General features: G+C 49.4%; 14 protein-coding genes. 4 read left to right on the forward strand and 10 right to left on the reverse strand.

The genetic code is table 11. The annotated features are described in order from the left end of the window. Positions 1-12: 12 nt before the first annotated feature. From atpG to glmU, 4 genes are all read left to right on the forward strand, one after another. Positions 13-882 (forward strand): F0F1 ATP synthase subunit gamma, encoded by an 870-nt coding sequence (gene atpG / locus KJA68_RS01345; protein WP_213035121.1) that lies wholly within the window; start codon positions 13-15, stop codon positions 880-882. A gap of 201 nt (positions 883-1,083) precedes the next feature. Continuing rightward, positions 1,084-2,505, forward strand: a complete 1,422-nt coding sequence (atpD, locus tag KJA68_RS01350) for a F0F1 ATP synthase subunit beta (RefSeq protein ID WP_213035122.1) — start codon at positions 1,084-1,086, stop codon at positions 2,503-2,505. 48 nt (positions 2,506-2,553) lie between these two features. Next, positions 2,554-2,982 carry a F0F1 ATP synthase subunit epsilon gene (locus KJA68_RS01355; RefSeq protein ID WP_213035123.1) on the forward strand — a complete coding sequence of 143 codons (429 nt, stop codon included), beginning with the start codon at positions 2,554-2,556 and terminating at the stop codon, positions 2,980-2,982. Positions 2,983-3,090: 108 nt separating this feature from the next. Then, positions 3,091-4,452 carry a bifunctional UDP-N-acetylglucosamine diphosphorylase/glucosamine-1-phosphate N-acetyltransferase GlmU gene (gene glmU, locus KJA68_RS01360; RefSeq protein WP_213035124.1) on the forward strand — a complete coding sequence of 454 codons (1,362 nt, stop codon included), beginning with the start codon at positions 3,091-3,093 and terminating at the stop codon, positions 4,450-4,452. Positions 4,453-4,535: 83 nt separating this feature from the next. On the opposite strand, the gene hisD is transcribed toward glmU, so the two are convergent. The 10 genes from hisD to KJA68_RS01410 all read right to left on the reverse strand — a co-directional run bounded on the left by hisD (position 4,536) and on the right by KJA68_RS01410 (position 12,734). Then, the gene (hisD, locus tag KJA68_RS01365) at positions 4,536-5,837 is read right to left on the reverse strand and encodes a histidinol dehydrogenase (RefSeq protein ID WP_213035125.1); all 1,302 of its coding nucleotides are present in this window, start codon (positions 5,835-5,837) and stop codon (positions 4,536-4,538) included. After that, positions 5,834-6,472, reverse strand: coding sequence for an ATP phosphoribosyltransferase (hisG, locus tag KJA68_RS01370; RefSeq protein WP_213035126.1), 639 nt, complete (start codon positions 6,470-6,472; stop codon positions 5,834-5,836). Before hisG ends, hisD begins: the two co-directional genes overlap by 4 nt. 13 nt (positions 6,473-6,485) lie before the next feature. Beyond that, a complete protein-coding gene (gene murA, locus KJA68_RS01375) occupies positions 6,486-7,736 on the reverse strand; it encodes a UDP-N-acetylglucosamine 1-carboxyvinyltransferase (protein WP_213035127.1) in 1,251 nt (416 codons plus the stop codon). Between the two features lie 282 nt (positions 7,737-8,018). Continuing rightward, a complete protein-coding gene (locus tag KJA68_RS01380; protein WP_213035128.1) occupies positions 8,019-8,774 on the reverse strand; it encodes an ABC transporter permease in 756 nt (251 codons plus the stop codon). Between the two features lie 7 nt (positions 8,775-8,781). Continuing rightward, the gene (locus tag KJA68_RS01385; protein WP_213035129.1) at positions 8,782-9,687 is read right to left on the reverse strand and encodes an ABC transporter ATP-binding protein; all 906 of its coding nucleotides are present in this window, start codon (positions 9,685-9,687) and stop codon (positions 8,782-8,784) included. Positions 9,688-9,715: 28 nt separating this feature from the next. Beyond that, positions 9,716-10,006 (reverse strand): STAS domain-containing protein, encoded by a 291-nt coding sequence (locus tag KJA68_RS01390; RefSeq protein ID WP_213035130.1) that lies wholly within the window; start codon positions 10,004-10,006, stop codon positions 9,716-9,718. Next, entirely contained in the window at positions 10,003-10,542 is a 540-nt protein-coding gene (locus KJA68_RS01395; protein WP_246487014.1) for an MlaC/ttg2D family ABC transporter substrate-binding protein, read from the reverse strand. Before KJA68_RS01395 ends, KJA68_RS01390 begins: the two co-directional genes overlap by 4 nt. Before the next feature lie 133 nt (positions 10,543-10,675). After that, entirely contained in the window at positions 10,676-11,137 is a 462-nt protein-coding gene (mlaD, locus tag KJA68_RS01400; protein ID WP_213035132.1) for an outer membrane lipid asymmetry maintenance protein MlaD, read from the reverse strand. A gap of 2 nt (positions 11,138-11,139) precedes the next feature. Continuing rightward, a complete protein-coding gene (mlaE, locus tag KJA68_RS01405) occupies positions 11,140-11,934 on the reverse strand; it encodes a lipid asymmetry maintenance ABC transporter permease subunit MlaE (RefSeq protein WP_420887618.1) in 795 nt (264 codons plus the stop codon). Then, positions 11,925-12,734: an ABC transporter ATP-binding protein gene (locus tag KJA68_RS01410; protein ID WP_213035133.1), complete on the reverse strand. Its 810-nt coding sequence runs from the start codon at positions 12,732-12,734 to the stop codon at positions 11,925-11,927. The genes mlaE and KJA68_RS01410 overlap by 10 nt, the downstream gene beginning before the upstream one ends. Between the last annotated feature and the right edge of the window lie 308 nt (positions 12,735-13,042).

The raw sequence follows: 13,042 nt of genomic DNA on the forward strand, positions 1-13,042 counted from the left end.
GGGGTCCGTATAATGGCTGGCAGCAAAGAAATACGCACGAAAATCAAAAGTGTAGAAAATACACGAAAAATTACGCGAGCAATGGAGATGGTCGCGGCATCCAAGATGCGTAAGGCACAGGATCGCATGCGCGCAGCTCGCCCATATGCGGAAAAGATCCGTCAGGTTGCCGCGCATTTGTCACGCGCCAATCCGGAATATAAGCATCCGTTCCTGATAAAGCGTGAGGATATTAAAAACATTGGAGTTATAGTTGTAACTTCCGACAAGGGACTATGTGGCGGGCTGAATACCAATGTTCTGCGTATGGTCATGAGCAGAATGTCGGAGTGGCAAGCTCAGGGCAAGGGCATTCAGGTGTGTTCCATAGGGAATAAAGGATTCAGCTTTATGACCCGGGTAGGGGCCCAAGTCAAATCGCATATAGTTGGGTTAGGGGATATTCCGCATCTCGAGAATCTGATCGGTGCGGTGAAAGTAATGCTGAATGCGTATGTTGCCGGTGAAATTGATGCTATTTATATTAGCTATAATGCTTTTGTGAATACCATGAAGCAGGAGCCGAGAGTGGATCAGCTGCTGCCGCTATCCAGCGATCAGCTGGAGACGGGGAGCGGTAGCACATGGGATTACATTTACGAGCCGGATGCGAAAGTGGTGGTGGATCAGCTGTTGGTGCGCTACATTGAATCGCTGGTTTATAACGCAGTGACCGAAAATCAGGCTTCTGAGCAGAGCGCCCGCATGGTGGCGATGAAGGCAGCTTCAGACAATGCAAAGCAGGTGATTGGAGATCTAAAGCTGATCTACAACAAGGCCAGGCAGGCTGCAATCACCAAGGAAATTTCAGAAATTGTCGGTGGAGCAGCGGCGGTAAGCTGATTGATGCGATCGACGTGCAGCAAAAATGCGGCACTGCTGCATGGTAGATGTAATGGTTTGAATCGTATTTCACGAAAAATGGTTGGTTTGCAAACCCGGGTAGCATGATCCGGACTGTGCCAGGATGGAAAGAGAATCAGGTGGTGTAACCGCAGTAGCACTCGGCGGATACACAGATAATATAATGTGGGGAACCTTAAGATGAGTCAAGGAAAAATTGTTCAGTGTATTGGTGCGGTGGTGGACGTTGAATTTTCTCGTGATCACATACCGAAAGTCTTCGATGCGCTGGTAGTACAGGACGATGGAAGCTCCGTGGTTGAAAAAGGCCTGACCTTGGAAGTGCAGCAGCAGATTGGTGATGGAGTTGTCCGCACGATTGCAATGGGTTCCTCAGATGGCCTGCGTCGCGGGATGGGGGTAGTAAATACCGGTAACCAGATCATGGTACCGGTTGGACATGGCACACTCGGACGAATCATGGATGTTCTGGGGCGACCGATAGATGAAGTTGGGGAAATTAAAAGCGATGAACGTCGCTCTATTCATCAGAAGGCGCCAAAATTCGATGAATTATCCCCATCTGTTGATTTGCTTGAAACCGGCATCAAGGTGATTGACTTGGTCTGCCCGTTTGCCAAAGGTGGGAAAGTGGGTCTGTTCGGGGGAGCTGGGGTAGGCAAGACCGTTAACATGCTGGAGTTGATCAACAATATTGCCAAGCAGCATTCCGGTTTGTCCGTGTTTGCCGGAGTGGGTGAGCGTACGCGTGAAGGAAACGACTTTTATCACGAAATGTCAGAGGCGGGAGTCATCCAGCTTGATAATCTGCCCGAATCCAAAGTAGCCATGGTTTTTGGACAGATGAACGAGCCACCAGGAAACCGCCTTCGTGTAGCTCTGTCAGGGTTGACAATGGCGGAATATTTCCGTGATGAGGGGCGGGATGTGTTGTTCTTTGTTGACAACATTTATCGTTTTACTCTGGCTGGAACGGAAGTGTCCGCTTTGCTGGGCCGTATGCCTTCTGCTGTTGGATATCAGCCAACTCTGGCAGAAGAAATGGGGCGCTTGCAGGAGCGAATTACTTCAACAAAAACCGGTTCGATTACATCTATCCAGGCTGTCTATGTACCTGCGGATGACTTGACTGACCCATCGCCTGCCACCACCTTCCTTCACCTTGATTCTACAGTGGTGTTGTCCCGTGATATTGCTTCGCTTGGAATTTATCCAGCGGTAGATCCGCTGGATTCCACTTCGCGTCAGCTTGATCCGCTGATCGTGGGTGAAGAGCATTACAATGTTGCCCGTAGCGTTCAGCAAACGTTGCAGCGTTATAAGGAGCTGCGCGATATCATTGCAATTTTGGGTATGGACGAGCTTTCCCCAGAGGATAAACTGGCCGTAGCGCGTGCACGTAAGATTCAGCGGTTCCTGTCCCAGCCTTTCCATGTGGCTGAAGTGTTTACCGGAAGTCCGGGAAAATATGTAACGTTGAAAGAGACCATCAAGGGTTTCAAGGGGATTGTCAATGGGGATTACGATCATCTGCCGGAGCAGGCGTTCTACATGGTCGGAACGATTGATGAAGCGGTTGAGAAGGCTAAAACAATTCAATAAGTCCGGATTGCTGTATTTGGCAATATTGTTTTAGTAATAAGGAAAATTATGGCAATGACTGTTCATGTTGATGTGGTGAGCGCGGAAGAGTCCATCTTTTCCGGTCTTGCGGAAATGGTTGTTGTTCCGGGGGAAGTTGGAGAACTCGGGATCTATCCGCGACATGCCCCACTTTTATCCCGTATTAAACCTGGATCGGTTCGTATCAAGTTGCCGGATCAAGCAGATTTTGTTCTGATTTATGTTTCGGGTGGCATGTTGGAAGTACAGCCTAATCTGGTTACCGTTCTGGCAGATACGGCGATTCGTGGCGCAGACCTTGATGAGGTTCGCGCGCTTGAAGCGAAGCGCAAAGCAGAGGAAGCAATGAAGAACCGCACTTCCGACATTGATTATGCTGCTGCCCAGGCAGAGTTGTCTGAATCGCTTGCCCAATTACAGGCCATTCAGAAATTGCGTAAGCAGATTCCGCATTAGGTAAATGTCCGGTCAGATTGATGAATGCATAGGGAAAGCGGCTCAGGCCGCTTTTTTTATATGTATTATTATTTTGATGATTGGTTGGTCAAGGGTGCAAAATTGATTATGAATGCTCTTAATGTCGTTATCCTCGCGGCCGGGAAGGGGACGCGCATGTATTCGGAAACCCCCAAGGTGCTCCATTCGCTGGCCGGTCGCCCGCTACTGCAGCATGTTCTGGATACGGCCCTTGGACTTTCTGCCTCTCAACTGTGCGTCATTTATGGCCATGGGGGAGAGGCAGTTCCCGAGATGATGGCAGGTTATGATGCAGCCTTTATCCTGCAGGAGCCGCAGCTTGGTACGGGCCATGCGGTGCAGCAGGCGCTTCCGCAGTTGAAGGATGGTTCGGTCACTTTGGTGTTGTATGGCGATGTGCCGCTCCTACAGATTGGCACACTTAAAAAAATGCTGGATACGCCACAAGCGCTGACGCTACTCACGGTTTTTCTGGATAACCCATCTGGTTATGGACGCATCTTGCGTGATCGTTCGGGCAGGGTGAGTGGTATTGTGGAGGAAAAGGATGCCAGTACGGAACAGCGTGCTCTGCGAGAGGTCAATACCGGAATTATGTCTGTGCCCACGCATTTTTTGCGGCACTGGCTTTCCGCCTTGCGAAATGAGAATGCGCAAGGCGAGTATTATCTTACCGATATTGTCGCCATGGCTGCAGCTCAAGGTGTGGATGTGCACACGGTACACCCTAGCCAGGAGTGGGAAATCCTTGGAGTCAATAATAAGATGCAGCTGGCGGAACTGGAACGTATCTGGCAAAAAAACCATGCCACCGAATTACTATTGAAGGGAGTAACACTGGCTGATCCGGCGCGTTTGGATGTTCGTGGTCGGCTGGAATGCGGACGGGATGTTGAAATTGATGTCGGGTGTGTTTTTGTTGGCAATGTGCAACTGGGGGATGGGGTAAAAATTGGTGCTTATAGCATCATAAGAAATACCTGCATTGGCAAGCATTCGCGCGTGGAGCCATATAGTCATATTGATGAGGCAAAGATCGGCAGCAATTGCCGCATTGGACCTTACGCACGTTTGCGCCCGGGAAGCCAGTTACACACAGATGTGCATATCGGTAACTTTGTCGAGGTGAAAAACAGTGAATTTTCATCCAGCAGCAAGGCGAACCATTTAAGCTATATTGGCGACGCCAGTGTGGGTACGCGTGTCAACATCGGGGCGGGCACCATCACCTGTAATTATGACGGTGTAAACAAGCACCGCACCATTATTGAGGAAGATGCGTTTATCGGGTCCAACACGCAGCTGGTTGCGCCGGTCAAAATTGGGAGAGGTGCTACCATAGGAGCCGGCTCTACCATTACCCGCGATGCACCGGAGGGTGAGTTGACACTTGCCCGTTCCAGACAGACCACTTTAAAGGGGTGGAGGAGACCTCAAAAAAAGAAGTAGCATTGCTTAATCAGTGCGTAATTTACTGTAGCGGTGGTATAAATATATTGCAGAGAATGCTTCTGCATGGCTGTGTCGTTATTTCAGGGGGAATCTGTCCTGAACAGGGCGGATTGTGCATGGGCATGCAGTCCTTCCCCGTAGGCTAGCTCTGCAGCGATTTCACCGAGTATGGCTGCGCTTCGTGCTGATACCTGGATTAGGCTGCTCCGTTTCTGAAAGTCATACACACCAAGCGGGGAAGAGAAGCGAGCCGTTCCGGAGGTGGGCAGGACATGGTTGGGACCGGCGCAGTAATCGCCCAGTGCTTCTGATGTATGGCGTCCCATGAAAATTGCGCCGGCGTGTTTGATACTGGGTAGCCATTGCTGGGGGTTTTCTACGGAAAGCTCAAGGTGTTCTGGAGCAATACGGTTGCTGATAGCGCATGCTTCTTCCAAGGTCGCCACTTCAATCAGGGCACCGCGGTTTTCCAGTGCCGTGCAGATAATGTCACGGCGTGGCATGTCTGCCAGCAAGCGGTCGGCGCTCTGCGCCACGGCGCTGGCGAAAGCAGGGTCAGGTGTCAGAAGAATCGACTGTGCCAGTTCATCATGCTCTGCCTGGGAAAACAGGTCCATTGCTATCCAGTCTGGGTTGGTTTGACCATCGCAAATCACCAATATCTCGGATGGACCAGCAATCATGTCGATTCCTACCACTCCGAATACACGTCGCTTGGCTGCGGCTACATAAGCGTTTCCTGGGCCAACGATTTTATCCACGCGTGGTAGGGTTCCCGTGCCATACGCCAAGGCTGCAATTGCCTGCGCACCGCCAATGGTAAATACCCGGTCCACTCCGGCCAGATGTGCAGCTGCCAGCACGAGCGGGTTTTGTATCCCGTCCGGGGTCGGCACGACCATAATAAGCTCTCTAACCCCGGCCACTTTTGCGGGCAGCGCATTCATCAGTACGGAAGATGGATAGGCTGCCTTGCCGCCTGGCACATACAGGCCAACCCGGTCTAAGGGTGTCACCTGCTGGCCGAGCAGGGTGCCATCCGGTTCAGTATAGCTCCAGGATTCCTGCAGTTGCTTTTTGTGGTAAGCGGTTATGCGCTGAGCGGCCTTTTCCAGCGCTGCGCGCTGCGGGCCGCTCAGTCCATTGAAGGCAGTGCGCAGGGTTGCAGGAGACAGTTCAAGCGTGGAGCTGTCCTGTACATCCATCCGATCGAAACGCCGGGTGTATTCGAGCAGCGCTGCATCTCCGCGTGTTCTGACATCCGCCAGAATAGCGGCTACTGTGGCGTCCAACTGGTAATCCATGGTCTCCTCAAAGGCCAGCAGTTTATCCAGTTGCTTGTGGAAATCAGGCTGCCGGGTAGAAAGCCGTTTTATGTTCATTGGGTAACCGCCTTGGAGAATATATCCAGCATGGGCTGAATAGTGGAATGTTTCAGTTTTAGCGACGCCTGATTGACAACCAGACGTGAGGAAATTGCCGAAATATTTTCTACTGCCTTGAGATGATTGGCTTTGAGAGTGTTGCCGCTGCTGACCAGGTCTACAATTGCATCAGATAGTCCGACCAGTGGCGCCAGTTCCATTGAGCCATATAATTTGATCAGATCTACATGCACGCCTTTCGCCGCAAAATGTTCGCGTGCAGTTTGCACGTATTTGGTTGCCACGCGCAGTCGCGCGCCCTGACGTACTGCTGAATCGTAATCGAACTCATTTCGTACTGCCACCATCATTCTGCAACGTGCAATATTAAGGTCGAGCGGCTGATACAAGCCGATGCCACCGTGCTCGTCCAGCACGTCCTTGCCTGCTATGCCCAAGTCAGCTGCCCCATACTGGACATAGGTGGGTACATCGGATGCGCGCACGATAATTAAGCGCACGTCTGGACGGTTCGTAGACAAAATCAATTTGCGTGAGGGTTCGGGGTCTTCGGTAGGACGGATTCCTGCTGCCTGCAGTAGCGGCAGCGTTTCTTCAAAGATGCGTCCCTTGGACAGGGCGATGGTAATCATAGGATATCTTTCATTATTGGGTGCGGGTTATGTTCGCCCCGAGTTGTGACAGTTTTGTCTCGATATGCTCATAACCGCGATCCAGATGATATATGCGTTCAATTGTGGTTTTTCCCTGCGCCACCAGTCCGGCAATAACCAGGCAGGCTGAAGCACGCAGGTCGGTTGCCATTACGGTTGCCCCTTCCAGGCGGTCTACTCCTCGAATCATGGCCGTATTGCCTTCGACATCAATTTTTGCACCAAGGCGTCGCAATTCCTGTACATGCATAAAGCGGTTTTCAAATATGGTTTCAATGATCATGGCACTATTGTCCGCAATTGCATTTAATGCCATGAATTGAGCCTGCATATCGGTAGGGAATGCGGGATAGGGCGCGGTGCGCACGTTTACTGATCTGGGGCGCTCCGGCATATGCAAATGCATCGTGTCATGGCTGCTGCGAATCTGAGCGCCGGCTTCAGTCAGTTTTTCCGATACGGCATCCAGGATATCTGTCCTGGTATTATGCAGAACAATATTTCCCCCGGTCGCTGCGGCCGCTACCAGAAAAGTTCCGCTCTCAATGCGGTCAGGAATGATGTGATGGGTAGTGCCGTGCAATCTTTCCACGCCTGTGATGGTGATCGTGTGGCTGCCTGCTCCCTCAATTTTTGCACCCATTGCATTCAGGCATTGAGCTAAATCCAAGATCTCCGGTTCGCGTGCAGCATTTTCCAGTATCGTTACCCCGTCTGCCAATACGGCGGCCATCATTAAGTTTTCCGTGCTGGTAACGCTGACAATATCGAATAAAATTCTGGCGCCGGTCAGGCGTTTTGCTTGTGCATGTATGTAGCCATGTTCAATGTAAACAGTTGCTCCCATTGCCTGAAGTCCTCGGATATGGATATCCACAGGGCGAGAACCAATCGCGCATCCGCCAGGCAGGGATACGCGAGCTTCGCCAAAGCGTGCAACAAGAGGACCCAGCACGAGTATAGATGCACGCATGGTTTTTACTAGGTCATATGGCGCTTCCAGTTTGTTAACATTCGCGCCATGTAAAAGCATTTCGTCGCCTTGCACCGAAATGGTCACCCCTATCTGTTCCAGCAATTTACGCATGGTGGAGATGTCATGTAAATTGGGCATGTTGTTCAGTTTCAGAACATCACTGGTCAACAGGCTGGCACACATCATGGGCAAGGCTGCGTTCTTGGCGCCGGAAATGCATACATCTCCGCGTAATGGCGTTCCACCTTCAATGGCTAATTTTTGCATTGTACTGTCTTCAAAAATTGCGGATTCATCATTGATTTCCGCTGTATTGTTTATCCTGGATTTGTTTTTTCATATGCCCGGTTAGTGTATCTGGCATTGTACTTCTCGGAGCTTGATCCATCGCGATTCCTGGGGACTCTGTGTTTTGAGCGGGTATGACCAGAACTCTTTTTTCAGGGATACCTATTGTTTCCTGAGGATAAACTGCATTTTTATCCCGATCTCAGCTGATAATCTTGACTATGGTATGGCTGGTTCCATGAGGTATTGCTGCAATAAGTATCAGTGCCGTAGTTTATATCCGGATTTCAATAGCCGTAACGCCAGTAGTGTAATGCCCAGTAGGCATACCCCCGTAACAATCAGGCTTAACCAGGGTGAAAAATCAGATAAGCCGAAAAATCCATGACGGAAGCCGTCTATCATATAAAAAAATGGATTGAAATGCGATATGGACTGCCAGACAGGGGGTAGGGAGTGGATTGAATAAAATACACCGGATAAAAATGTCAGCGGAAGTATAATAAAATTCTGAAATGCTGCGAGCTGGTCAAATTTTTCAGCCCACATTCCGGCTATTAACCCCATCGTTCCCAGCATCGCACTTCCCAGAATGGCAAACAAAAAAACCCAGACCGGGGCTACTGGTGCCGGTTGGGAAAACCAGAGTGCGGCTATATAGACCCCCAGGCCGACTACCAGTCCGCGTAACATTGAAGCGAGCACATAAGCTGCAAAAAACTCCCAATAGGAAATTGGCGCCAGTAACACAAAAACGATATTCCCGGTAATTTTTGATTGAATCAGGCTGGAAGAGCTATTGGCAAAAGCATTTTGTAAAATGGACATCATAACCAGCCCCGGAATTAGAAAGGTGGTGTAATCTATTCCGGGATACACGTTGGTGTTCTGTTCTAGCACATGTGAAAAAATCAAAAGGTAGAGCAACGTTGTCAGTACGGGAGCCATAACGGTCTGGAAGCCTACCTTCCACACGCGGAGTATTTCTTTATAAAATAAACTGTAAAAACTCAGCATGTCTGTCTCATTGCATGTCTCGTCTTACCATACGCAGGAATACCTCTTCCAGGTCTGGCTGCTGCAAGGTCATTTCCTGGATGGTAATTCCGAATGTCCGCAGTGTCTTCAACATAGGTTCCAGTGCAGAATAGGAAGGTAATGTCAGCAGGAAATCTTTGTCTGTCTGTTCGATTACCTGTGGTAGCAAGGAGGCGGGCAATTTTCCCACGAGTTTTAGCCGGACGCGACAACCGGTCAAAGCTCCAAGGAGGTTTTGCGTACTATCTAGCGCGATTACCCTGCCTTGCTTTAGCATGGCAATCCGTGTACATAAAGCTTCCGCTTCTTCGAGGTAATGGGTGGTCAGCAATATGGTATGTCCATCGCGGTTCAGCTGCCGGATGAAGTGCCATAGTGACTGGCGCAGTTCCACGTCTACCCCAGCTGTTGGTTCATCCAGAACAATAACCGGTGGTTTGTGCACGAGCGCCTGAGCGACAAGCACGCGGCGTTTCATACCGCCGGACAAGCGGCGCATGTTGGTATCCGCTTTGTCGGTCAAACCAAGGTTGTGCATTACTGTATTAATCCAGGTTTCATTATGATGCAATCCAAAAAAACCGGACTGTAAACGCAATGTTTCACGTACTGTGAAAAATGGGTCAAACACCAGTTCTTGAGGGACCACGCCCAGCATGCGGCGGCTAGTGCGATACTGTCTGACTACGTCGTATCCATGAATCCGGAGTTGCCCTGCATCGGGTAATGCAAGGCCGGACAGGAGGTTGATCAGTGTGGTTTTTCCCGCGCCGTTAGGGCCAAGCAGACCGAAAAATTCGCCTTTTTCAATGCGCAAATTAATACCATTCAATGCCTGTAACTGGCCATAGCGCTTGTAGGTCTGGCATATCTCAATGGCAGCAGCAGTCAAATGGGTTTCCCAAAATCAGGTGAAATTATTAATCCCCGCAGAGTGGCAGCATCTCTGCTACTCCATACAGGCGGGCAAGACTCGACAAATTTTCGGGGATGTGGGCGAAGCACAGTTTTATATTTTTTTGCTGTGCTTCGCGGAGCCAGCTCAGTAATAGGCTGACCGCAGCGGAATCGACGGTTTTAACCTGGGAAAGGTCTATAACCAGTTGTCCTGAATCGTTTGCATGTAATCCATTGTTATATAGACTGGTAACCGTATCGATGGTCAGACGGTCCTGTACCAGGAGATGTCCGCTGTTGTTATTGTGATTCATTTGGGGGTAGCTTTGGATGGCGGTTTGTTGACTTGCGCTTGATTTTTTTCCACTAATGTCTTGATGAGTCCATCAATACCGCTTTTTTGGATTTGTTCAGCGAAGGTGCCGCGATAGTTGGTAACCAAGCTGATGCCTTCGATCGACAGATCATATACTTTCCAGCCGCTAGCGGTTTTTTCCAGATCATAGTTTACAGGGATGGGTTGTTGTTTGGTTTTGTCGTGAATCAACGTTTTGACTGTTACATCGGTGTCATCATCCTTCATTTTGAGGGGTTTCACCTCAACTTGCTGATCCTGGTATGTAGTAAAAGCGGTGGTATATGTGCGTACCAATAAATTGCGGAACTCGGTTTCCAGTATTTTTTTTTGTTCTGGTGTTGCATTGCGCCAGTTTTTGCCGACGGCAAGCCTGGTCATATGAGTAAAATTAAAATGTGGCAGGACTTTGGCATCCACCAGCTCATTAATTTTTTTCTTGTTACCAGCCCGGATATCTTTATCTTCTTTGACAATGGACAGGACTTCGTTCACGGTATCCCTGATCAGGGCCTCTGGTTCGGGTATGTTCGCATATACGCTGAGGGAGCAGCATGCCATTAATATTAATGTGAGGTATGCAGTAATTTTTTTCATGTCTGTCGTCGCAATTGATTGGTCGAATGGGTTATTGGGTTTCTTCTGCCTTGCTATATAAAAATTTGCTTATTAAGTCTTCCAGTACTACTGCAGATTGTGTTTTTTTGATTTCATCTCCTGCTTTTAGCAGCTCCTCATCTCCGCCTGGGATCAGGCCGATATATTGCTCGCCTAACAATCCAGAAGTCAGGATATTGGCAAAAGTATCCTTTGGAAACTGGAAATGTTTATCGATCGTCATGGTCACCCTGGCTTCATAGCGTTCTGGATCCAGTGTAATTTTATCCACCCGGCCAACTACTACTCCAGCGCTTTTGATGGATGCCTTGGACTTGAGGCCTCCAATGTTGGAAAAATGCGCTTGTAATTGATACGTTTCTGACATGTTGTATAGATTCAGGTTTCCTACCTTTAATGCCAGCACGGTCAGCGCCGTCAGGCCGGCTACGACAAATATCCCGACCCATAAATCCAGTGTGGCACGCTTCATCGCTACTCCCCTTGAAACATAAATGCAGTCAAAATGAAATCCAGAAACAAAATGGTCAGCGAAGACTGAACAACAGTTCTTGTGGTTGCATGAGATACTCCTTCTGCGGTGGGTGGTGCGTCATAGCCCTCAAAAAGTGCGATAGCAGTAACTGCAATTCCAAAAACGAAACTTTTAATCATGCCGTTCATGATGTCATGCTGGAAGTCCACACTGGCCTGCATCTGTGACCAGAATGAGCCATAATCCACACCGATCAGTACAACCCCTACTACATACCCTCCAAAGACACCGGTAGCAGAAAACAATGCAGACAATAGCGGCATTGATATGACACCAGCCCAGAAACGGGGTGCAATCAAGCGTGCCAAAGGGTTTATTGCCATCATTTCCATTGCAGAGATCTGTTCCGTGGCTTTCATCAGCCCGATTTCAGCTGTCATTGCCGAACCAGCGCGACTTGCAAACAGCAGGGCAGCCAGAACGGGGCCTAGTTCGCGCACCAGGCTTAGTGCTACCAGTGATCCCAGTGCAGATTCCGAACCATAGCGCTTGAGGGTCTCATAGCCTTGTAAGCCCAGTACCATGCCTACAAACATGCTCGCCACCATGATGATAATAAGAGACATGACTCCACTATAGAACAGTTCTTTTACGGTCAAGTGGAAGCGACGGAAACTTGTACCGGAGTAAAGCAGAATCATGAAAAAGAAGCGGGATGCAAATCCGATGCGCCACACCGCTTCCACAATGCGGTGTCCTATGGAGCGAAGGTTTTCGACAATCATTATCGCCATGGCCGTAACTTTAGATCTTGCCAGTAATCGCCGCATGGATAATGAAATGGAACGGGACCGTCCATTTCGCCATGGATGAATTGATGCACAAACGGTTTGTCGGAATGGATAATTTCGGCAGGCGTTCCCTCTGCAACCACCACGCCATCTGCAATAAAATAAATGTAGTCTACGATCTGAAGGGATTCTTTGACATCATGCGTGACTACTACTGAAGTTGCGCCAAGCGCATCATTAAGGCGGCGTATCAAATTACCCACTACAGACAGCGAGATTGGGTCGAGGCCGGTAAAAGGTTCGTCATACAGGATCAGCATCGGATCCAGCGCAACGGTTCTTGCCAGTGCTACACGCCGTGCCATTCCACCAGAAAGCGCGGCAGGCATCAGGTGATGCGTTCCACGCAAGCCCACGGCTTCCAGCTTCATCAGTACTAAATCCCGGATGATTGGTTCTGGAAGGTCGGTGTGTTCGCGCATTTGAAATGCTACATTGTCATAAACAGACATGTCCGTGAACAATGCGCCAAACTGGAATAGCATTCCCATCCTGCGGCGTAGAAGGTACAACCCATGATGGTTTTGTTCATGTATTACCTTGCCATCAACTTTTACATAACCGCTACTGGGTTTAAGCGCCCCGCCGATCAAGCGTAACAGGGTGGTTTTGCCGCAACCGCTGCCTCCCATGATGGCAATTACCTTTCCTTTATGGAAGGTAAGATTGACCCCCTTAAGGATAGACCGGCTGTCATAGCCAAAATTGACGTTGCATATTTCGACCAGCGCTTGGGATGACACGTATTCAACACCTTGACTGTTCGGTAAAAGGCCATTTTAAACCATGCCATTGATGGACTGCAACTCGGGCCTGACGTATTGTGGTCAGGCAGTTAGCTCGTGCCTGCGCCTGATCTTCGAGTTTGTATTCAGTCTTTGCATTCAAATCAGTTTGTCAAAACCTGTTGCCTAGATGGGGCTTATGGTTTCCTCCGTCTGCTATATGTCTGGAAGAATCTGCGACGCGTCGTTTTATTTGTGTCCGGTGTTCGTTGGCCAGGTCGGTTAAATTGGGGAGAGCGTTGCAATATTGCTTTTTAAATCAACAC

The organism is Candidatus Nitrotoga fabula (assembly GCF_905221025.1).
GTDB classification, from domain to species: Bacteria; Pseudomonadota; Gammaproteobacteria; order Burkholderiales; family Gallionellaceae; genus Nitrotoga; species Nitrotoga fabula.